23 protein-coding genes are annotated in these 20,314 nt (G+C 46.0%); 8 read left to right on the top strand and 15 right to left on the bottom strand.

Annotated elements, in window-relative coordinates; genetic code table 11:
- Nucleotides 1-14 precede the first annotated feature (14 nt).
- Nucleotides 15-614 (top strand): hypothetical protein, encoded by a 600-nt coding sequence (locus Q0R17_RS14170; RefSeq protein WP_293935942.1) that lies wholly within the window; start codon nt 15-17, stop codon nt 612-614.
- Here the strand turns inward: Q0R17_RS14170 and Q0R17_RS14165 are convergent.
- From Q0R17_RS14165 to Q0R17_RS14140, 6 genes are all read right to left on the bottom strand, one after another.
- Entirely contained in the window at nt 611-1,531 is a 921-nt protein-coding gene (locus Q0R17_RS14165) for a carbohydrate kinase (protein WP_293935941.1), read from the bottom strand. The genes Q0R17_RS14170 and Q0R17_RS14165 overlap by 4 nt on opposite strands.
- 287 nt (nt 1,532-1,818) lie before the next feature.
- Nucleotides 1,819-3,054: an ROK family transcriptional regulator gene (locus Q0R17_RS14160; protein WP_293935940.1), complete on the bottom strand. Its 1,236-nt coding sequence runs from the start codon at nt 3,052-3,054 to the stop codon at nt 1,819-1,821.
- The gene (locus Q0R17_RS14155; RefSeq protein WP_293935939.1) at nt 3,035-3,490 is read right to left on the bottom strand and encodes an RbsD/FucU family protein; all 456 of its coding nucleotides are present in this window, start codon (nt 3,488-3,490) and stop codon (nt 3,035-3,037) included. Before Q0R17_RS14155 ends, Q0R17_RS14160 begins: the two co-directional genes overlap by 20 nt.
- Nucleotides 3,491-3,513: 23 nt before the next feature.
- Nucleotides 3,514-4,320 carry an ATP-binding cassette domain-containing protein gene (locus Q0R17_RS14150; RefSeq protein WP_293935938.1) on the bottom strand — a complete coding sequence of 269 codons (807 nt, stop codon included), beginning with the start codon at nt 4,318-4,320 and terminating at the stop codon, nt 3,514-3,516.
- On the bottom strand, nt 4,320-5,279 hold the full coding sequence (locus Q0R17_RS14145; RefSeq protein WP_293935937.1) for an ABC transporter permease: 960 nt from the start codon (nt 5,277-5,279) through the stop codon (nt 4,320-4,322). Before Q0R17_RS14145 ends, Q0R17_RS14150 begins: the two co-directional genes overlap by 1 nt.
- Nucleotides 5,280-5,373: 94 nt before the next feature.
- Nucleotides 5,374-6,369 (bottom strand): sugar ABC transporter substrate-binding protein, encoded by a 996-nt coding sequence (locus tag Q0R17_RS14140; RefSeq protein WP_293935936.1) that lies wholly within the window; start codon nt 6,367-6,369, stop codon nt 5,374-5,376.
- A 416-nt stretch (nt 6,370-6,785) separates the two neighbouring features.
- Between Q0R17_RS14140 and Q0R17_RS14135 the strand changes: the two genes are divergently transcribed.
- The 3 genes from Q0R17_RS14135 to Q0R17_RS14125 all read left to right on the top strand — a co-directional run bounded on the left by Q0R17_RS14135 (nt 6,786) and on the right by Q0R17_RS14125 (nt 8,606).
- Nucleotides 6,786-7,241, top strand: coding sequence for a DUF4124 domain-containing protein (locus Q0R17_RS14135; protein WP_293935935.1), 456 nt, complete (start codon nt 6,786-6,788; stop codon nt 7,239-7,241).
- A gap of 160 nt (nt 7,242-7,401) precedes the next feature.
- On the top strand, nt 7,402-7,830 hold the full coding sequence (locus Q0R17_RS14130) for a hypothetical protein (protein ID WP_293935934.1): 429 nt from the start codon (nt 7,402-7,404) through the stop codon (nt 7,828-7,830).
- 236 nt (nt 7,831-8,066) lie between these two features.
- Complete coding sequence (locus tag Q0R17_RS14125) at nt 8,067-8,606, top strand: DUF4337 domain-containing protein (protein ID WP_293935933.1); 540 nt, start codon at nt 8,067-8,069, stop codon at nt 8,604-8,606.
- Between the two features lie 127 nt (nt 8,607-8,733).
- On the opposite strand, the gene Q0R17_RS14120 is transcribed toward Q0R17_RS14125, so the two are convergent.
- Nucleotides 8,734-8,997, bottom strand: coding sequence for a hypothetical protein (locus tag Q0R17_RS14120; protein WP_293935932.1), 264 nt, complete (start codon nt 8,995-8,997; stop codon nt 8,734-8,736).
- A gap of 426 nt (nt 8,998-9,423) precedes the next feature.
- On the opposite strand from Q0R17_RS14120, the gene xth reads away from it, so the two are divergent.
- Complete coding sequence (gene xth, locus Q0R17_RS14115; RefSeq protein WP_293935980.1) at nt 9,424-10,194, top strand: exodeoxyribonuclease III; 771 nt, start codon at nt 9,424-9,426, stop codon at nt 10,192-10,194.
- A gap of 114 nt (nt 10,195-10,308) precedes the next feature.
- The gene (locus Q0R17_RS14110; protein ID WP_293935931.1) at nt 10,309-10,980 is read left to right on the top strand and encodes a Crp/Fnr family transcriptional regulator; all 672 of its coding nucleotides are present in this window, start codon (nt 10,309-10,311) and stop codon (nt 10,978-10,980) included.
- Here Q0R17_RS14110 and Q0R17_RS14105 read toward each other — a convergent pair whose 3' ends face one another.
- The 4 genes from Q0R17_RS14105 to Q0R17_RS14090 all read right to left on the bottom strand — a co-directional run bounded on the left by Q0R17_RS14105 (nt 10,981) and on the right by Q0R17_RS14090 (nt 14,301).
- Nucleotides 10,981-11,592: a lytic transglycosylase domain-containing protein gene (locus Q0R17_RS14105; protein WP_293935930.1), complete on the bottom strand. Its 612-nt coding sequence runs from the start codon at nt 11,590-11,592 to the stop codon at nt 10,981-10,983.
- 54 nt (nt 11,593-11,646) lie between these two features.
- Nucleotides 11,647-11,961, bottom strand: a complete 315-nt coding sequence (locus Q0R17_RS14100) for a DUF2322 family protein (RefSeq protein ID WP_293935929.1) — start codon at nt 11,959-11,961, stop codon at nt 11,647-11,649.
- Between the two features lie 27 nt (nt 11,962-11,988).
- Nucleotides 11,989-13,257, bottom strand: coding sequence for an aspartate carbamoyltransferase (locus tag Q0R17_RS14095; protein ID WP_293935928.1), 1,269 nt, complete (start codon nt 13,255-13,257; stop codon nt 11,989-11,991).
- Nucleotides 13,258-13,329: 72 nt separating this feature from the next.
- Entirely contained in the window at nt 13,330-14,301 is a 972-nt protein-coding gene (locus tag Q0R17_RS14090; protein ID WP_293935927.1) for an HD-GYP domain-containing protein, read from the bottom strand.
- Nucleotides 14,302-14,829: 528 nt separating this feature from the next.
- Between Q0R17_RS14090 and Q0R17_RS14085 the strand changes: the two genes are divergently transcribed.
- Nucleotides 14,830-15,285, top strand: a complete 456-nt coding sequence (locus Q0R17_RS14085) for a cache domain-containing protein (protein ID WP_293935926.1) — start codon at nt 14,830-14,832, stop codon at nt 15,283-15,285.
- 192 nt (nt 15,286-15,477) lie between these two features.
- Complete coding sequence (locus Q0R17_RS14080; RefSeq protein WP_293935925.1) at nt 15,478-17,013, top strand: methyl-accepting chemotaxis protein; 1,536 nt, start codon at nt 15,478-15,480, stop codon at nt 17,011-17,013.
- Here Q0R17_RS14080 and iscX read toward each other — a convergent pair.
- The 4 genes from iscX to hscB all read right to left on the bottom strand — a co-directional run bounded on the left by iscX (nt 17,010) and on the right by hscB (nt 20,229).
- Complete coding sequence (iscX, locus tag Q0R17_RS14075; RefSeq protein WP_293935924.1) at nt 17,010-17,204, bottom strand: Fe-S cluster assembly protein IscX; 195 nt, start codon at nt 17,202-17,204, stop codon at nt 17,010-17,012. The genes Q0R17_RS14080 and iscX overlap by 4 nt on opposite strands.
- 197 nt (nt 17,205-17,401) lie before the next feature.
- Complete coding sequence (gene fdx / locus Q0R17_RS14070) at nt 17,402-17,740, bottom strand: ISC system 2Fe-2S type ferredoxin (protein WP_293935923.1); 339 nt, start codon at nt 17,738-17,740, stop codon at nt 17,402-17,404.
- Nucleotides 17,741-17,742: 2 nt separating this feature from the next.
- The gene (hscA, locus tag Q0R17_RS14065; protein ID WP_293935922.1) at nt 17,743-19,605 is read right to left on the bottom strand and encodes a Fe-S protein assembly chaperone HscA; all 1,863 of its coding nucleotides are present in this window, start codon (nt 19,603-19,605) and stop codon (nt 17,743-17,745) included.
- 75 nt (nt 19,606-19,680) lie between these two features.
- Complete coding sequence (gene hscB, locus Q0R17_RS14060; RefSeq protein ID WP_293935921.1) at nt 19,681-20,229, bottom strand: Fe-S protein assembly co-chaperone HscB; 549 nt, start codon at nt 20,227-20,229, stop codon at nt 19,681-19,683.
- Nucleotides 20,230-20,314: the final 85 nt, after the last annotated feature.

The raw sequence follows: 20,314 nt of genomic DNA, 5'->3' as shown, positions 1-20,314 counted from the left end.
TTGGAAAGAGAGCGATGAGTGATCATGCTGCACCTGCTGCCTCACATGATGAGCACGCAACAAGTGGTGAGCCTAGCCCCTCCTTTATGCAAAAAAACCGCCTAAAACTGATGATTGGTGGCGGTTTTTTTGGATTTTTGCTGGTGCTGATTATTGGGATTGCGATTGGGATGACCAAGCGTAATTTTGAAAGAGCCCAATATATTGAGCAAATTGCCCGTCTGAAGGTTTCTTTTGAAGAAACCATCGAGACGCGTAAAGATCTTGAGGAAAGAATCACCGAGCTTAAAAAAGAAGTTAAAGAAAAGAAAATTGAAGTAGAAGAATTAGAAGTCAAAGTAGAAGACTTAGAGCGGCGTGGCGGAGCAAAAGCCACGGGCGCCGCAGACCACGCCGCCGCCGCACCTGCTGCCACACATGGTGAATCTGCAGGCGAGGATATCAAACCCGCAGGTGGTGGCTATGTGAAGTTTGGTGGTGGTGATTGTGTTCTACCCGCAGGCGGTGGCAAGGGCAGTGCAGCGTGGAAGGAGTGCGTTAAGCAAAATCGCAGTGCGCCCGGCAAAGCTGCCGAAGCAACCGCCGAACCTGCTGCTAAGCCAAGCGGGCATTAATCCAAATACAGCCCTTGTATGCTTTCTAGGCTAGGCGGGCTGGCGCCGTGGTGCATGCAGGCCGCTGCTCCGCTGGCGATGGCAAAGCGTAAATGCTCGCCTGCTTCGCGCTCTGGCCAAGTTATCATGCTATAGATTAGCCCGCCGATTGAGGCATCCCCTGCTCCTACTGTATCGGCCACACTCACCTCAATTGCCGTGCTGATTACGATGGTGTCGGGCGTGATTAAAGATGCTCCGTCTGCGCCACGGGTATACAGAATGCTGGCTTGTGGGTTCCAACTGATGAGCGTTTTTAATGCGTTATCGATGTCATTGCTACGAAATAAGCCTATTAAGTCTTCATCAGATACCTTGATCACATTGGCTAGCTGGCTCATGGCTTTGAATGTGGCGTCGTAGTCTTGATCCATCAAAACTCTAAAATTGGGGTCATAGCTGATTTTAACGCCAAGCTGCTTAAGCTCCACCGCTAAGGCGAGTAAGCGTTTGCCTAGCGGCTGGCGGGCTAAGCTGATGCCACCAAAATGCACCCAACTTACCGCGTTTTGCCAACCAGCCGGTAGAGCTTCTGGGGCAAAATATAAATCTGCTGAGTTGTCTCCAATAAAAAAATATTGTGGTGGGTGAGCGGCAGGCACAATCGCCAGCAAGGGGGATTTATCTAGCTGCTGTAAAAAGCGCAAATCTAAACCCGCTTCGCTAGATGCTTGGTATAAATCTTGGCCAAAACAATCCTTACTGATAGCCCCAGCAAAAGCACTGGCTACGCCTAAGCTGGCGAGTACACGGCTGACATTCCAAGTAGAGCCGCCAACTTTACTTTGCCAATGGTTGCCTTCGGTTTTAATCATATCGGTGAGCGCTTCCCCAGCAGCAATAAAGCGGGGCAGGGGGGAGGAGTTGGGCTGATTCATGATGCTCTTTGTGAGTTTTAAATGGATGATGTTACGCAGTAAGGTCAAACAATATGCCGCCCACTAAAAACACAAAAAGTACGAACAGATGCAGCATGACTATTGATTTTTGATTGATTTAGATAAATATATTTAATATCAAATCGTTATGAAGTAACTGATCTACGCATCATGATAAAAGCAGCGGGAGATTACTGCTGTTTGATCCGTTTTTTTGTGTATTTAGTGTTTTTCGTGGACAAAGAGTCTTGGTGTGTAATATGAGTTAAATAGCTTAAGTCGTGGCCTTACAGGGCATCGTCTAGTTTTAAAAATAGATCTCGGTCGGGGGCGAAGTTGGCGTAGAGCGGCAGCAAAGCTCCGCCTAGTGCTCTGGCGTCCGAGCCTATCGTGCCCGCGAATACTTGCGGTGCAACAATACCTTCCCAGTTAAAATCTTGCATAGCCGCTTCAACGGCAGCGATCAGTGCTTCTTTTACTGCGCTACAAAAGCAGCCGTCAACAATCACGCCTTCTAAATCGAGCAGGCAAGTGCTATTGAGCATGGCAAAGGCAATAGGTGGGGCTGTTTCTGCAATCCATGCTTCGGTATGTGGCCAGTATTCTGGGCTAACGGCCCGCTCATCGCTAGTGGCGCGGCCATCTAAGCCTGCGGCAATAAACCGGCTTTCTAGTTTAAATAACGATGCCACATTCAATAACTGCGGGCTGTGTTTTCCGCTACCGTTTAGCCCCAGTGGCAAAGAGCCTAATGCACCGGCATTACCATGCTTACCCAGATGTAAATGGCTATCTAGCACTAGGCCGCCGCCAATAAAGGTATCTACAAACACGTAAACAAAGTTACACATATCGCGCCCACGCCCTGCTACTAATTCGGCCACACAGGCGGCGGTGGTGTCTTTAAGCGTTTGCACCGGTAAGCCGGTTAGCGTGGCAATTTCTTCTTTGAGTTGAAAGCGCTCCCAGCGTGCCACCACCTCGGCATCAAGGCCGAGTAGTTGTTGCCAGCCGCCCATATGTAGTGGTGCAGCAATGCCTATGCCCTGTATGCGCTCCCACAGCTTTGCACCTAGCGTGTGTTTGATTTTGGCTAGGCACTCGCTGATATGGCCCAAGATTTGGCTAGGATCGGCAAAGTCATAGCTTAAGTTCCAGCGCTCGCGCACCGCGCCGCTAAAATCCACCAGCAAAATATCTAAGCTGCGCCGCCCCACTTTTACCCCAATTGCAAACGCCCCATTGGGGTTGAGCGCAAGCGGCACCGATGGCTGGCCCACTTTACCGCGCTGCGGGGTTTCTTTGATTAGCAGCTCGTCATCGATTAAACGCTTGGTGATCAGAGAAATAGCTTGCGCAGTTAAGTGGGTTAATCTGGCGATTTCTGCCCCAGAGATCTGGCCATTCAAGCGAATGGCTTGCAATACAACGCGCTCGTTGTACTGGCGCATTCCCCCTTGTGAAGAGCCTCTGGGTTTGAGCTTGTTTGTAGAGGCGCTGCTGTTATCCGGCGAGAGGCTCACCAATCACTCCTTTTTTTAAGATGAAGTTGCTGTAAGGCTGTAATTCGGCAGTTAACACAATGGCGTAAGCTTGCTTGACGCGCTCATAGAAAGCAAATCGCTCTAATGCCTCGTATTGCCCTGCTAGCGCATGGCCTGCATAGTTTAGCTCGGTAATGACCTGTTTTTGTAATGCACTGCACCAGCCTGTGGCTTGGTGGCTGACTTGCATATAGGCAATGGGATGGCTTACGTCTTGATCTAGGGGCAGTAGGCTGATAATTGCGTTTACTGCACGGGCAACCCCCACACCAGAAAGATAAATCAATGGCTTGCCTACGGCCAGTGAGGCGGCGGTAAAGTTAGCATCTGCAATCACAATTTCATTGCCATGCCCCATCTCTGCTAACACCTTAAGTAACTCTGGTGTGAGTAGCGGGTCTATTCCTTTTAGCATACTGCTTCTCCTGTGCTACTGGCCTAGTGTGCTAGCCACTCTGTGGGGATATCCTCTGGCTTCATGGCGCCGGTCATCACCGCTACGGCATCACTCATGGTGATGGCCTTAGGGTTGAGTACAGCGGCTCTGCGCCCTAAACGGGCAACGTGGATGCGATCGGCTATTTCAAACACATGCGGCATATTGTGGCTGATTAGCACTACGGGTAAGCCTCGATCGCGCACATTGCGGATCAGCTCTAGCACCATATTGCCTTCTTTTACCCCCAGTGCTGCGGTGGGCTCATCCATAATGACCACATGACGGGCAAAGGCGGCAGCGCGTGCCACCGCCACCCCTTGACGCTGGCCGCCAGATAACGTTTCTACCGCCTGAGTCATGGAGCGGATGCCAATTTTTAGCTCCTGCATATAGGCGATGCTGTCATTTAACATGCGCTTTTTATCTAAAAACCCCAGGCTGCCCAACAAACCAGCGCGGCGGATTTCTCTGCCCATAAATAAGTTTTCTGCGATGGTCATGGCGGGGGCAACGGCGAGATCTTGGTAAACGGTTTCGATGCCTGCACGGCGGGCTTCGATTGGGCTTTTAAAGCAAACGCTTTGCCCATCCAAAAAAATATCGCCGCTATCGGGCGTAATGGCGCCTGATAAAGCCTTAATCAGGGAGGATTTGCCCGCGCCATTATCCCCAATAACCGCAAGAATTTCCCCTGCACGTAGTTCGAAATCAGCGCCATCTAAGGCCGTGACTTGGCCGTAGCGTTTCACTAAACCTTTGGCTTGAATCACCAAAGGCCGGGCATTGTGTTCTGGATGCGGGCTCATTAGCGGCCACCTTTTCTGGAGAGTTGATCGGTAGCAACGGCAAGAATAACCAAAATGCCGGTAATCAGAATTTGATAAACCGATGAGACCCCCATCAGGGTGAGGCCATTACGAAACACACCGACAATCATTGCGCCGATTAAGGAGCCAAGTACCACGCCACGGCCACCAAATAAGCTGGCGCCACCCAGTACCACGGCGGTAATTGCATCTAGGTTTTCGGTTTGCCCTGCATTAGGGTCGCCCACACCAGTACGCGCCACAGATAAAAGCGACGCCACGCCGTAGCAAAGCCCCGCCAGCACGTACACCATTAAAATCACTCTATGAGTGGGGATGCCGGTTAGGCGGGTAGCTTCAGGATTATTGCCAACGGCGTAGATATGCCGGCCTGCCGCGGTTTCTCGCAGCCAGATCCAGCTTAATGCATAGCAAATCAGCATCAGCACCGTGCCATAGGCCACTTGGGTTTGGCCCAGATTAAAAGTGTTACCCAAAAAAGTCATGCTGGCGGGGAGATCGGTAATGGTTTGCGATCCTGAATAGAGCTGGGTAATTGCAAATGCAATATTCATCGTGCCTAAGGTCACAATAAACGGTGGTAGCTTAATCCGAGTAACCAGTAAGCCATTAATCAGGCCAAAGCCAGCAGTTACTGCTAAACCAAGACCGATGGCTAAGCTGGGGTGCAGGCCAAAATCATGCGCTACTTTGGTCATGACCACGCCACCTAGCGCCATTACCATGCCGCAGGATAGATCGATCCCAGCGGTAAGAATAATTAAGGTTTGGCCAATTGCAATTAGCCCAACCACCATAATCTGCTGCAAAATCAGCGAAAAATTGGCTCCCGTTAAAAACTGCTCGCTTTGGAATGAGAAAAAAGTGCAGGCGAGTAATAGCGCCAAAAATGGCCCTAGGGTGCCGATTGAAGGGATGTTTTCTTTCCAACTCGGCATATAACGCTCCTCAGTGTTTTTTATAATTGGATTAGCTAAAGCCGAGCGCTATAGAGAATATCTACAACGCTCGGTTCTTATGATTAAGGCAGGATTATTTATTGCCCCAGCACAGATCCATGCCGGTTTTACTATCTTTGCTTTCAATGCCAGCCACAGGCTTGGCCGCAATCAGCATCACGCCGGTATCGGTGTAGCCAGCCGGTTTTTTGCCAGTCTTGGCGTATTCAATGCCCGCAGCCACGCCCATTGCGGCCATTTTTAATGGGTATTGCTGCGAGGTGGCGGCGATTTTTCCATTCTTTAAATCTTTAATCCCTTGGCAGCCGCCATCTACGGAAACAATCAGCACACTTTTTTCTTTACCGGCTTTTTTAAGCGCATTAAATGCACCCGCTGCTGCTGGCTCATTGATGGTGTAAACCAAATTGATATCAGGATTTTTTTGCAGGCAGTTTTCCATAGCCGTTTGGCCCTTGGCTTGATCGCCAAAGCTATCTGCCATACAGACCACATTACTTGGTTTGGCTAATTCATTGTTTTTTGCATCAAAAGATTGCAGGCCAAAACCTTGCAAAAAACCATTGTGGCGCTGCGCACCTACGGGGTGGCCAGGAAAGAGATCTAAGGTGGCAATTTTGGCTGGTTTGCCTGCAAAAGTTGCTTTGGCGTATTCGCCGATCAAGACACCTGCCTTAAAGTTATCGGTGGCAAATAGGGCATCCGTTGCATCGGTTGGGTCTGTTGGGCTATCTAAGGCGATAATTAAAATGCCTTTTTCGCGGGCTTTTTTAATGGTTGGCACAATAGCTTTGGAATCATTTGGAGCAATTAAAATTGTTTTTGCACCTGCCGCAATCATGTTTTCAATGGCAGTGACTTGGCCTGCGTTATCGCCATCGGCTTTACCAGCGGCCGAAAGCAGTTTTGCACCCTTGGCTTTAGCCTCGACAACCGCGCCTTCTTTCATCTTTACAAAAAATGGATTGGTTTCAGTTTTGGTAACCAAGCCAATCACAGGTTCGTTAGCAAACACGGGTAGGGCCAAAGTCAGTGAGGCAAGGGCTATCGAGATACGGGTCTGCAACATTTCTTTTCTCCAAGGGGTTTAGCCTAAAGGCATCAAGCCATTGATTTTCTATAAATCAATCCGTTTGATTTAATCAATGCTATGCGTAATAAGTTAATAAATCAATAGGGTTTATTTATATGAAAACCCTTATAAAACAATCGTTTGAATGGGGTTTTTTGTTGGATGATTGATCTAGATGTTGAGGCTGGCTGCGGCTTGGCTGGGGGATAGCAGGCTTAGCAGAGGCAATATGACTTGGGCTAGATTCGATGGCTTACAGATAAGCGGTAGCTGCAGGTGCTAAACCATGCAGGCAGCTATCTTTCTTAAAGAGAAACGCTGTTTAAGTTTTTTCTTATATTGAAATAAGAGTAATAAAGGGGCGCGGTCTATAATGCTTGATCTGTAATAGGTAGATTGCTAAGAGTTTAAGTATGAAATATTTTTTATTGGCTTTATTGTTCAGCTCCCCTAGCTTTGCGGCCAAGGTTTATCAATGGCGTGATGCAGATGGCCATGTTTATTATTCCGATCAGCCTGCAGTAGGGCAAAATGTGCGGGAAAGACCGATTCGCGTACCAAGCAATAATGCGAGCCAAGCCCAAGCCAGCATGATTTTATTTGTAACGCCAGAATGCGGTCAGCCCTGTGCGGATGCAGTGGCGTTGTTAGATAGCCGCAATATCAGTTATGAGTTAAAAAATCCAAATCGAACCGAGCAGCAAATGATTGAGTTTATCAATTTAGTAGGCAGCCTTTCCGTACGCACGCCGGTGCTATTGATCGGCAAGCAAGTGCTGAGCCCTTGGGATAAATTGATTTGGGGCGCCAGTTTAAGTAAGGCGGGCTTTCCGCCGGTAGAAAAGAAAAACATGCCTGCGATTAAATAGCAGGCTTGATAATGGGTTTAATACAGCGGCCTATCATGGCCGCTTTTTAACTTAAACAGTCGGTTACACATCGCTACTAACGTTATATCGAACTCTAAAGCAAGAGAGTAGATACTGAATTTACCCGCTCAACACCGAGCGAAATTCAGGAAACCAGATCATGAACAAACTGCTGACAACTCTTGCCGCTACTGTATTTGTTGCAACGACTGCTTTCGGTATGGCGGCAGAAGCGGCATCGACACCGGTTAAAGTACAAACGCATTCTGTAAAAACAACAGCTACTAAGCATGTAGATAAGAAAGCCTCTGCCGCATCTGCGGTACAAAAAGCACAGGCTAAGAAACACGCCTCAGCGGCGTCTGCTGCTTCTAGCGTGCAAAAAGCGCAGGCTAAGAAACACGCCTCGGCGGCGTCTGCTGCTTCTAGCGTACAAAAAGCACAGGCTAAGAAACACGCCTCAGCGGCGTCTACTGCTTCTAGCGTACAAAAAGCACAGGCTAAAAAACATGCCTCAGCGGCATCGGCTGCCTCTGCAGTGCACAAGGCGCCAGTTAAAAAGCATGCATCTGCAGCCTCTGCTGGGTAAAATGCCAAGGTAATAATATAAGGCTGCTAATTTTGCCGATCTACACCCCATTCGAGATAATCGCATGGGGTGTTTTATTTTTTTTGCTTTCAGATATAAGGGCCCAAACTCATTGCATTGTTGCAATAAAGGAGCGTGATGATTTAATACGAAATGCCACTGGATGTATTCTAATAAAATAATGGACTAGTTTTTTTAGGCCCAAAGTACTTGTTTATTTAACATTAAAGAATTGAATGATGTCCGAAGAAAAAAAAGACCCTTGGCTCAATTACTTAGCGCTTAGCACGGTTATTCTGGCTGTATGTGCTACCTTATCAACTTTTAAAGGTGGTGGTTATTCCACCCGTAGTATTATTAGCCAAACTCAAGCCTCTGATCAATGGGCTTTTTTTCAGGCAAAAAGTGTTAAAGCTAATTTGTATCAATTACAAAAAGAGAAATTGGCTTTAGATTTATGGGCCTTACCTGCTCATTCATCACCAGAGCTTAAACGGCACTTTGAGCAAGCTTTACAGGATTACGGCAGTAAAGTGGCTAAGTATGAGCAAGAAAAAACACAAATACAGCAAAAAGCCAAACAACTAGAAAGCGAGCGTGATCAAGCTCAGCGTCATTCTAAACCTTTTGGTCTGGCGGTTATTTTTTTACAAATTGCTATTTTGCTTAGCTCTATTGCCGGCTTATTTAAACGCAAACCCGTTTGGTATGCAGCCTGGCCAATGGGGATTATCGGCGCTATTTATTTTGCAGATGGATTTTTTCTATTTATGTAAATAAAGGTGACTTGCTGCACCTCTTTGAGCAAGGTGTGGCAAGCCGTGGTCCATTCATTCTATGCGGCACTACGGAATATTTTGTACAAAATGAATGTATAGATTCGCTTAGCCCATAAGGGATAGTCTATTCCTGTGCACTTTGCTTAGCAGCATTTAAAAGTTGTTTAAGCACCGTAGGAGCAGCAGGATCAGCTTTTTTACCTGCAATTTTGTCTATAAAGGTGCCTGTGCCACAGGATGCTAAAGATGCCAGCATAAACACCAGCAGGCTGCGCGTTATTCCCTTCGGCAGGCCTTGCTCATCTAAATAGCGGCGTAGATACCAAACAGCAATGAAAAATACTATGCTGGATATTAATATATTCCATATGGATGGGAGTGCAAGCATGGTGATTGTCTTTTTTAAACAGTCTATCAATGTTTAATAAATATTTAATTGGCAAATATTACGCTTAATTGGGCTGGATAGATAAAATTGGTTGCTGGCTATTCTTTATTAGCAACTACTTATTTACTTGGTGTATATGCAGCATAAATTACACGGGCAAGAGCCGTGCAACACCATGCCAAAATACTAAGTTATTAGCTTGCATGCTTCCATGCAGATTGCTACATGTAAAGTTCATGGTTTGCTTATTTTTGTCAATAAAGTCGTGATTAGTTTGCGCATATATTTTTTATGAACTTGTTTTCCCCATTTTTACACTCTTTAATGTGCCATGCCGCAGCCAATTCATGTGAAAATATGCGGATAAGATGATTCTGTATTGCTCGCAGAGAAATATAAACCTGAATAGATAGGAAACACGTCGTGATAAAAATTGTGACCTGGAATGTGAATAGTCTGAAAGTGCGTTTGCCACAGGTATTGGAATGGCTGGCGGCTAATCCAGATGTCACGGCGCTTTGCTTGCAAGAAACTAAAATGGAAGACGTGGTGTTTCCACAGGCGGAAATTGAGGCGGCAGGGTTTCATGTGGTGTTTGCAGGGCAAAAAACCTATAACGGCGTGGCGATTATTGCGCGTGAAGCTTTAAGCGATGTGGTGATTAATATCCCTGGTTTTATTGATCATCAGGTGAGATTAATTGCGGCCACGATGCAGGGTGTGCGCTTGGTTTGTGCGTATATTCCAAATGGGCAAGCATTAGATTCAGAAAAATACCCATATAAATTATCTTGGCTGGCGGCTTTAACTGCTTGGTTAAAAACAGAAATGGCTGTGCATTCTAAGCTGGCACTGCTGGGCGATTACAATATCGCTCCACATGATATAGATGTGCATGATCCTAAAAAGTGGGAGGGTCAGGTCTTGGTTTCAGCGCCGGAGCGTGCTGCATTTCAGGCCTTATTAGATTTAGGATTAACCGATTCTTATCGCCTATTTGATCAGCCAGAGAAATCATTTTCTTGGTGGGATTATCGTGGTTTTGGGTTTAGAAAAAACGCTGGTATGCGCATTGATCATATTTTATTAACTGAAGAATTAGTCCCTTTATGCAGTGCATGTGTGATTGATAAAGAGCCAAGAAAAAATGAACGCCCATCAGACCATACGCCAGTGATTGCTAGCTTGTCGATTTAAGCGTTCTAAGGTTGTAGGGACTGAGCAACTGCGATAGCAGTGGAATTAGTCCATATTAAGTCTGTTTTTTGTTATATCTGGCTGTTTGCTAGTATCAAATTTAAAGAGTGCCATATGGATAAAGCTAAATTATTATCAGGCAGTAGCCTGTTTTGTGATTTAAGTAATGCGGAATTAGCGGATCTTGCTAGTCAAACCGAATGGCGTAGCTTGCGGGCCAAGCAATTGGTTGTGGTTCAGGGCTCTTTGGGCGATGAAATGTATGCCATATTGCACGGGCGTTTAAAAGTAGTTAGAAGCAGCGCTGAGGGGAAAGAAGCCACAATTTGCATATTGGAAGCAGGGGAGATGTTTGGCGAGATTGCGATGCTTGATGGAGGCGCTCGTACAGCCAGCGTTGAAACGATAGAAGCTTGTGAGCTGCTGGTTTTACGGCGAGAAAACGTGATGCAGTATTTAGATCGCCACCCTAAGGTGATGCGGCAAATGTTGGCGGCTTTATGCCTACGTTTACGTTATGTCGATGATTTATTACAAGATACGCTGTTTCTAAATTTGCCACAGCGCCTAGGTAAAATGCTCAGGCAACTCGCTAACCAGCATGGAATTAAAGATGCGGATGGCGTTACTATTGATTTAAAACTTACTCAGCAAGAGTTAGCTAATATGGTGGGCGCTAGCCGTGAAAGCGTGAATAAACAGCTTAGTGTTTGGGGAGAGCACGGCTGGGTCAATATGGAGCTTGGCTTTATCCGCTTATTGCAAGCGGATAAATTGCCGGGATAGTTATTTTTCTGCCAATTTGGTGTTTTCACCGGTATAAGCGTAATAGTTTTTCCATGCGCCATACACAAGATTAGGGTATTCGGCACGGCCTAAGCTGCCGTTATAACGGCCGAGTGCCCTAAAGTAATCACCGTTTTCTATATTTAAATAGTGGCGCAAAATGGTGCAGCCATAGCGCAAATTGGTATTCATATCGAATAAATTGTGCCCGCTGCTGCCAATTGATCTTTGCCAAAATGGCATAACTTGCATTAACCCTCGCGCCCCAACTACAGAAAAAGCATAGCGGTTAAAACCGCTTTCTACGTGAATGAGGCCCAAAACTAATTGTGGATCTAAGCCTGCGCGGCTGGCCTCGTAATGAATGGCAGTAAGAAGGGTGCGGCGGATAAATTCATCGGGGATGCGCTTAGCCAAACGGGCCGACATTGCTGCAAGCCAAGCTTCGCCGTCATTTGGATTGGCAAAAACCAATCTGGCCGACTGCCCATCATTGATGGATCTTTGCATTGAGGTTTGTACTGCAGAAGAAAGCTGCTCTTCTTTTTGGGCACCAGCATGGGCTAGGCCACAACAAACCAAGCTAATTAATAAAAAGTAATGCTTAAACATAGGCTTTATTTGTATTGAGATTAGCTTGGAATGTAGCTTCTATGTGGATATTGGTCAACCAGCCGTAATCAATCTAACGGCTAATGGCTGGCCTGCTGCGGCTAAAGCCAGTAGGCGATCAATATTTGGATGCTTATTTGGAAACGCAATTGCATCTGCGCTGTGCTCCGCATACAGCCGCACACCCTTGGCAGCTGCAACGGCGTTAATGGCACCAAATTCTTGGTATAAGGCATGATAAACCCGCACACTGCCAGCTTGGCCGGGCTTGTTTTCAATCCGTGCCACAATCTTTTCGCCATCAAGTAGCTCAAGCGCGGATAAATGATCAATCGTGGGCAGGCTGGCTAATACATCGTTAAAAAGCATTGGAAATCCTTGGTGTTGGCTGATCGATTACAACTCGTCAAAAGACGCATCGTTAGGGCCCAGTTTCTGTGGGTGAACCCAGCTAATATCGCGCAGACTATGGCTAATCTGCTGATCTACGCCCAGTAGTTTAGCAAAAATCGCCATGCGGATCGGCACGCCATTATCAGTTTGGCGAAAGATAGCTAGTCTTGGGTCTTGATTTAAATCGGTAGAGAGATCATTGGCTCCGCTGCGGCTATCTCTAGGCAATGGGTGCATCACAATGACATCTGGCTTGCAAAAACTATTTACGGCCCGCAAGTTGATTTGAAAGTTTTCACCATAACCTTCCATTACCTCACCTTGCATACGCTCTTTTTGAACGCGGGTAGCGTAAATCACGTCGGCATCTGCTAGCCCAGTGGCTAGATTATCGGTGCACTGCACAATGTTGCCATTGCGGCTGGCAGCATCAATGATACTCGCTGGCATTTCTAGGCCAGTTGGGGCAAGTAGGGTGATTTTGAGCCCACGATATAAACCCAGTAGCTTGGCTAAGGAGTGCGCAGCACGACCATGTTTTAAATCACCTACTAGAGCAATATGGCTGCCATCTATTAGTTTATTCAGGCGGGAGAATTCGCGCTCCATCGTGTAAAGATCCAGCAGCGCTTGGGTTGGATGCTCGCCAGGCCCATCACCACCGTTAATGATAGGGATGTTGCTAGCTTGGGCAAATTCAGCCACCGCGCCTTGCTCAGGGTGGCGCACTACAATCACATCGGCGTAGCCGCTGACTACACGGCTGGTGTCATAGATTGATTCACCCTTAGCCATGGAGGAGAAGGTAAAGCCTGTGGTATCACACACCGAGCCACCCAGCCGGCAAAACGCCGCCCCAAAGCTAATCCGAGTACGAGTACTGGCTTCAAAAAACAGATTGGCCAGCACCGCGCCTTCTAGCACGCGGCAGGTTTTTTGCCTGCGGGCAACAGGCTGCATAATGTCGGCGATGCGAAACAGCTCTTCAACCGATTCGCGGCTAAATTGCTCAACAGATAATAAATGGGGAGCCCAATGGGCAGAGGCGGAATCGATATTTTGTGTTGCGAGGTTTTTGGGGGCTTGGCTTAGAATTTCAGCTAAAAAACGCTCAACAATGGTGGGCATGCTGCGGTGTTCGTTGGAATGATCGGGGAGTAGCCAGCTATCTAAAGCTCGCCGGCTTACGCCTAATCGCTCTGTTATGGCATCACGGGTTAAGTTGAGAATGCGCATGGCATCGCGGAGTGTGTTTTGTTGCGCGTTTTGCATATCATCACCCTTATCTACACAGTGCGTGCAGTTTACAGGGTAATTTTATGTTGTGTATACACTTTGCGCGTATTAAGCACCCGTGGCGTCGCCACCCCATACGTCTTCCATAGGCACTAGACCCGCAACGCGTTGGCTTTCGATTACGGCAATAATGCTGAAGTCAATATCGTCGCTATCCCTTTCAACAATATTTAAGAGTGGCTGCCACTGCTTATTGAATAATGCCGCAACGACCGGCGTTTGTTCACCACGGCCAGGGCGTTTTACGATGCCAATTTCGCCATTTAATAACTGTACAACCGCGCCAGGCGGATAAAGACCCATGGTTTGGGTAAACAGGCGGCCCAGTTTTACATCGATACTATTTTGCGAGCCGGTTAAGGATGTGAGCAGGGCTAAGTCAGATAATTGCCCACGCCGCCAAGCATTGCGGGTCAGCATGGCGCAGTAGCGATCGGCAATCCCAATTAAGCGCGCCTCAAAATGAATATCATCACCCGCTAGGCGCTGTGGATAGCCGCTGCCATCAGGGATCTCGTGATGTTGCAGTACATAATCAAGCCAGAGTGGATCGGTTACGCCTAATTTGCGTAATAGATCTCGACCTTCAATCGGATGCGCTTGCATCAGATGGCGTTGTTCATCGGATAGGGGGCCAGATTGGCTAGATAGCTTTTCTTGGATGGCATACATGCCAATATTCATGGTGAGGGCGGCGGCAACTACAGGTTTGCGCTCAACTGCGGATCGGCCTAAATCACGTAAGGCTAGCTCCACCACGCAGGCCACATTAATGGCGTGCCGAATGGCATATGTGCCATCTTGGCGCAGCATAATCATGCCAATTACGACATTGCGATTGATATCGCAGGCATGACTAAGATGGCCAACAATGCTGCTGATATGGCTAGGAAACACCCCAGAGTAAGTATCTGATTTACTTAAAATTCGATCAAGCGCAGCACGTGATTCAAAGATGAATCGGGGGGCTGATGCAGGTCGAGAAGTTTTAGATTCACTGGGTTGAGGGGATGAGGCCATGCAAAACTCCATGTTATCTCTGTCATTTTAGCTGAATAAACGGCAAGGCGACGTGGTGTGGTGTGGTGATAATTCATTCATTTTTAGCCAAAAAATAGACCAAGCACTTCTTGATTAGAAAAACACGCTGTCAGTGCGGATGTTGAATTTAAGGATTTAAATATGCCAAGTATAAACTTACAAAAATTTTAATAGGATTGCTTAAGCAATTTTTGCAGATCTTATATGAAGGCAAAGCATTAATAGGGCTCCTTTTGTTTACAAAATGGCTGGAGACTTGATTCTATCCTTAGCTACTGTTGGCATTTTACCAAGTAAAACATCTTTAAACATTGCGATCTAATGAAATTTGAATATACAGCACGCTGGCGTGATGAGATCAAAACAACGTTCACCCCTCTTTGCGGTGGATTAAACGCTACACATTCGCTATAAATTAATAGCTTGGGATTGGCGTTGTTATTTTATTGGATTTGTTACAACAAATAGTCTACTTGTAAGTATTTGCTGGGGTAAAGGAAAATAATAATGAGAATGCTATGTTTGTTGATGTTAATGGGGCTGTTTATCTTGCCTATTTGTTTTGCTGAAGGTCGAGGCAGTAAGACGGATGCAGAAAATTTAGTAAAAAAATCGATTAATTATTTACAGAAAAATGGCAGGGAAAAAAGCTTTAAAGCGTTTACTGCACCCAGTACTGAGTTCATAGACAGAGATATTTATGTTGTTGCGTATGATCGCAAGGGGAATTGCTATGCCCATGGGCAGACTGAAAAAATGGTAGGGAAAAATTTTATAAGTATTGTTGATGTTTCAGGTAAGGAATATATGAAAGAGAGAGTTAAATTATCAGGTGAAAAAAACGAATTTTGGCATAGCTATAAATTTACCGATCCACTAACAAAGCAAGTGCTGAATAAAGATACATTTTGCACAAACTATCAAGATTTAATTATTTGCGCTGGTGTCTATCATGAAAATTGAAATTACTGACAAAGTTAATGCTAAGGTTTTTGCAGAATAAATAGAGGTGCTTTTGTGCTAAGCGAAGAAAAAAATAATATTGTAAAGAATATCAGGGTTTATAAAATAAGTATCAAGCTGTTATTTGTTTTAATATTAAATTTAGTTATGCATAAAAATTTATTAATCATTAAATGTATGAAAGGGGGTTAAGTGCTTAGCAAAATATCTATCAGATATAAAATAATGCTGCCCGCCTTGCTATCTACATGTTTAATACTATGTATGGCACTGGTGGCTTATTATTGGGTGAATAAACAGGTGGTTTCTATTGGTGATTTATATCAAAAAGACTTTGAGTATGCTGATGGACTCAATAGAATTGAAAGTGAGGTGTATATGCTAAGAGGGGATGTTTATCAACTTTTGGCTAATATGAAAATAAACAGAGATCCAGAAAAAAATAAACGCATTGCGGGTACATTATTGATTAGAACTGATGCGTTATATAACGAAATTGGTTTGTTAAAATTCAAAGGCGTAAGCGTAAATAGTGTGGTGCAATTACAAGAGGGTCTTAAAAAATATCGGGTAATGATAGGTAATGCAATGGATATGTTAGGTGCCGATGATAATTTATCTGTGATGTTGGTTTTATCGGCAGATACGAGTTTTTCTGCATTTAATTATTTGTTAAGCCAGCAGCTTAAATTACAACGTGATAGGGTAAAAGAAGAGCAAGTCAATAACTTAGCCGATTTAGAGAAGTTTAGCCAAGGCTTTATCCTTTTCTCAGTAATTTCATTATGCCTTTCCTCCGTAATTGCATGGCGCTTGGGTGGTAATATTTCTCGCATGATTATTCAGTTTTCGCAAAATATCCGTTATTGCGCTCAAGGTGACTTACATCAACCACTGAGCAAACAAAGCGAGGATGAGATTGGTGCAGCAGAAGAATCCTTTGAATATATGCGCTTAAGCTTAATTCATTTAATTCAAGCTATTCAAGAGCAGGCTAGCTTAGTAGGTAGCTCCGTGCAGCAAATTCATCAAAGCTGTGATAACACTTTATCTCATGCAAAGCAGCAATCAAATATGATGGATACTAATACGGCCACCTTGCGCGAGTTGACTAATACCGCAGGTTTGGTATGCCGAATTGGTGAAGATACAGAGCGTATTTTTAATGAAACGCATCAAAGAACTTTAGATATTCTAAATACAGCAGGTAAGCAGTTGGATCGCTCAATTGCAATTAAGCAAATTGTAAAACTGATTGAAAAAATTGCGGCGCAAACAAATATGCTGGCACTGAATGCTGCAATTGAGGCTGCTAGAGCAGGGGAAAAGGGCAAGGGGTTTGCTATTGTAGCGGCGGAAATTAGAAAACTAGCAGAGCAGACTGCAGATGCTACCCTTGATATTAGCAGATTGATTTATGATGATTTAAGCACCATAGCCGATGGGGGATCACTTGCTGACCAGAGTGAAAAAAATGGGGCGATAGATCAGGTTATTAAACAAATTAATAATGAAGCTGAGCATTTTCAATCGAATTTAATTAAACTAAATCAGGCTATGAGCCAGCAAATGTCGGCGGTCAGTAATATTGCGGATAATATGAGTGTCTTTGCTGAGCAAACGCAGTTTACTCAGCAAAGTACGCTGTCTACATCTGAATTTGCTAAAAATCTAAAACAAAGCACCGAGCCTTTGTTAAAAGCAATTGGGCGCTTTTCAGTTCGTTAGTCTGCTTCATCGATCCACATTAGTTGGATGGCTTCTAATATCTTTTCACCACAATGCTTGGCATCGTCATTAAAATCTTCCAGCTCTAGTACCCATTGCATTAAATCAGTAAAGCGTATGTTTTCTGGGTTTTGGTCTGGGTATTTATCGGCTAAAGCGATAGCAATTTCACGCGAGTCTGTCCATTTCATTTTGCGGTACCTTAATCTGTATTAAACATCGGCTGAAATAAAATAATAGGTGTTTATTTGGCACAGTTTGGTTTTTTATTAACGGACGTTACGCAGTAAGATTAAAAATTGGGTTGTCCACGAAAAAACCATAAAACACGAATAAATGGCGCTTTGCAATCGCCTACTGTTTAATTTTAATTTATTAATATCAATTATTAATGATGCTCACGTGCATGATTAACCGTGTATTTGGGAATCTCTACCACTAAATCAGTGTCTTCAACAATGGATTGGCAAGAAAGGCGCGATTCAGATTCTAAGCCCCATGCTTTATCCAGCATATCGTCTTCTAGCTCGTCCGATGGCGCTAAGGAGTTAAAACCTTCGCGGATAATCACATGGCAGGTGGTGCAGGCACAGGATTTTTCGCAAGCGTGTTCGATTTCGATATCGTTTTGTAGCAGTACATCACAAATCGAGATGCCCGCTTCGGCTTCAAGCACGGCGCCTTCAGGGCAGAGCTGGGGGTGAGGTAGAACAACAATTTGAACCATGATTAATCCTTAAAGTCTGCAATATTCTGGCCAGCTAGCCCGCATTTTACTGCTGCATCCATCCGCTTTGCTGCAAAATCACCGGTGATTTCATTCAGTTTTTCAGTAGCGGCATGAATGGCGTTGGCATCTAATGCTTGCATGCTCGATTGTAGTGTGGCTAAGCTATTTTCAATGTGGCTGAGCTCTTGGGTGTTGAGCAAATGAGCGTCACTGGCTAGTGCGGCTTGGGTGGCGTTTACAATTGAGCTGGCATCAACTAGCGCTTCAGCGAGCTTACGTGCCTGCACATCAGCGTTGGCATTTTTCATGGAATCGCTCAGCATGTTGCTGATTTCATCGTCAGATAGGCCGTAAGACGGCTTCACCATAATGCTGGCTTCTACACCGGATGAGAGCTCTTTGGCAGAAACCGATAATAAACCATCGGCATCTACTTGAAAGCTGACGCGAATCCGCGCCGCACCTGCCACCATGGGGGGGATGCCGCGTAATTCAAAACGCGCTAGGCTGCGGCAATCGCTGACTAACTCACGCTCACCTTGCAATACATGAATCGCCATCGCTGTTTGGCCATCTTTAAAGGTGGTGAATTCCTGAGCGCGGGCAGTAGGGATGGTGCTATTTCTTGGGATGATTTTTTCAACCAGATTGCCCATGGTTTCTAGGCCCAGCGAGAGCGGAATCACATCCAATAGCAGCCACTCATCGTCCCCTTTATTGCCCGCCAATACATTGGCTTGGATGGCCGCGCCAATGGCGACTACTTTATCGGGGTCTAGGTTGGTAAGGGGTTCTTGCTTAAAAAAATCGGCTACGGCATGGCGGATTTGCGGCATGCGAGTGGCGCCGCCCACCATGACTACACCCTTGATGTCGCTCACTTGCAGCTTGGCATCACGTAAGGCTTTGCGTACCGGTGTGATGGTATTGCTAACCAGAGTGCAGGTGATTTCATGAAAGGTTTCAACGCTAAGCTCCACATCAACCACCACGCCTTCTCTGAGCACCGCAGTAATACGGGTGCTTGGGTGATCAGACAGGGCTTCTTTGGCTTCGCGCGCACGCGTGAGCAGTACGCGGGCATCCTGGGCGTTTAGTGCGGAAAGCTCTGCCTGTTCTAAAATCCAACAGTAAATACGGTGATCGAAATCATCACCACCCAGCTTTGAATCGCCAGAGGTTGCACGTACTTCAAATAAGCCACGGGTCAGCTCTAGGATAGACACATCAAAGGTGCCCCCACCTAAATCGTAAATAACGTAAGTGCCCTCGCTGCCATTATCAAGGCCATAGGCAATGGCAGCTGCGGTGGGCTCGTTCAGTAAACGCAGCACATTGAGGCCCGCGATGCGTGCGGCGTCTTTGGTGGCTTGGCGCTGTGCATCATCAAAATAGGCGGGTACGGTAATCACGGCTCCGACTAAATCGCCGCCTAAGCTTTGCTCCGCGCGGGTTTTGAGTGCACGCAGAATATCGGCCGAAACTTCAACTGGGCTTTTTATTCCCGCACGTGTGGATATTTTGAGCATGCCAGGCTCGTCAACAAAACGGTAAGGCGTCGCTAAATCCGCAACATCATTGATGCCGCGGCCCATAAAACGCTTGACTGAGCTGATGGTGTTGCTTGGATCGTCGTTTTGGCGGGCAATGGCGCTGCTGCCAACACGAATGACGCCATCCTTGCCATAGTTCACCACTGAGGCCAACAGCGTGCGACCTTGTTCATCAGGCAAACAGGCTGGGCTGCCGCTTTTGACCGAAGCCACTAAGGAGTTGGTCGTGCCAAGATCAATGCCGACGGCAAGGCGGTGTTGATGTGGCTCGGCAAATAGTCCAGGCTCAGAAATTTGTAGTAAGGCCATGTTTTATCCGTAAGAGAGCGTTGGGCGATGCTTTTTATAACAAAGTAGGGGCACGGCATGCCGTACCTATGCCGGTCAAAACAGCAATGTTTCTATCGCGTCGCCAATTTCCTGCTCTAGTTTTTCCATAAAGCGTAATTTACGCACCGCCACGCTGGCTGTGCTTAAATCATGGGTTTCATCAAGTAAGCTGGCTAGATGTTGCTCCAGCGCGCTGGTTTCAAGTGCTAGCTCGCGACCTATGCTTTCGAGGCGATCAATATTTTGTGTGGATTTTGCTTCAGAAATAGCTTCGCGCCACTCCATCTGATTCATTAAAAAATCGATGGGCATGGCGGTATTGCTTTCTTCTTGAGTATCTACCCCTGCCAGCTTTAATAAATAGCGGCCACGCGCAATCGGTGATTTTAAGGTCTGATACGCTTCATTCACTTGCGTGGCAATTTGCAAACTGATGCGGCGCACCGCATCACTTTCGCTGGCAAAGCGGTCAGGATGGTACTGGGCCAGCAGCGCCCGATAATGGCTATCTAGCTTGGGCTGATCCAGAGCAAACTGAGCGGGTAGGCTGAAAAGCTGGAAGTGGCTTTGGGCAAAGTCAAATTGAGTAAAGTCGAAGTTCATGGCGTTTCTAGCGGGGGGAAGGGAGTGAAATACGGCTTTAAAACCCAAATCTTGAGCCACGGAGTTACACAGAGAAAACGTAAAA

The sequence above is a fragment of the Iodobacter sp. genome (assembly GCF_025352645.1).
In the GTDB taxonomy this organism is placed as follows: Bacteria; Pseudomonadota; Gammaproteobacteria; order Burkholderiales; family Chitinibacteraceae; genus Iodobacter.
Note: the sequence above shows the minus strand (reverse complement) of the source record. Positions and strands in the feature narration are given on the sequence as shown.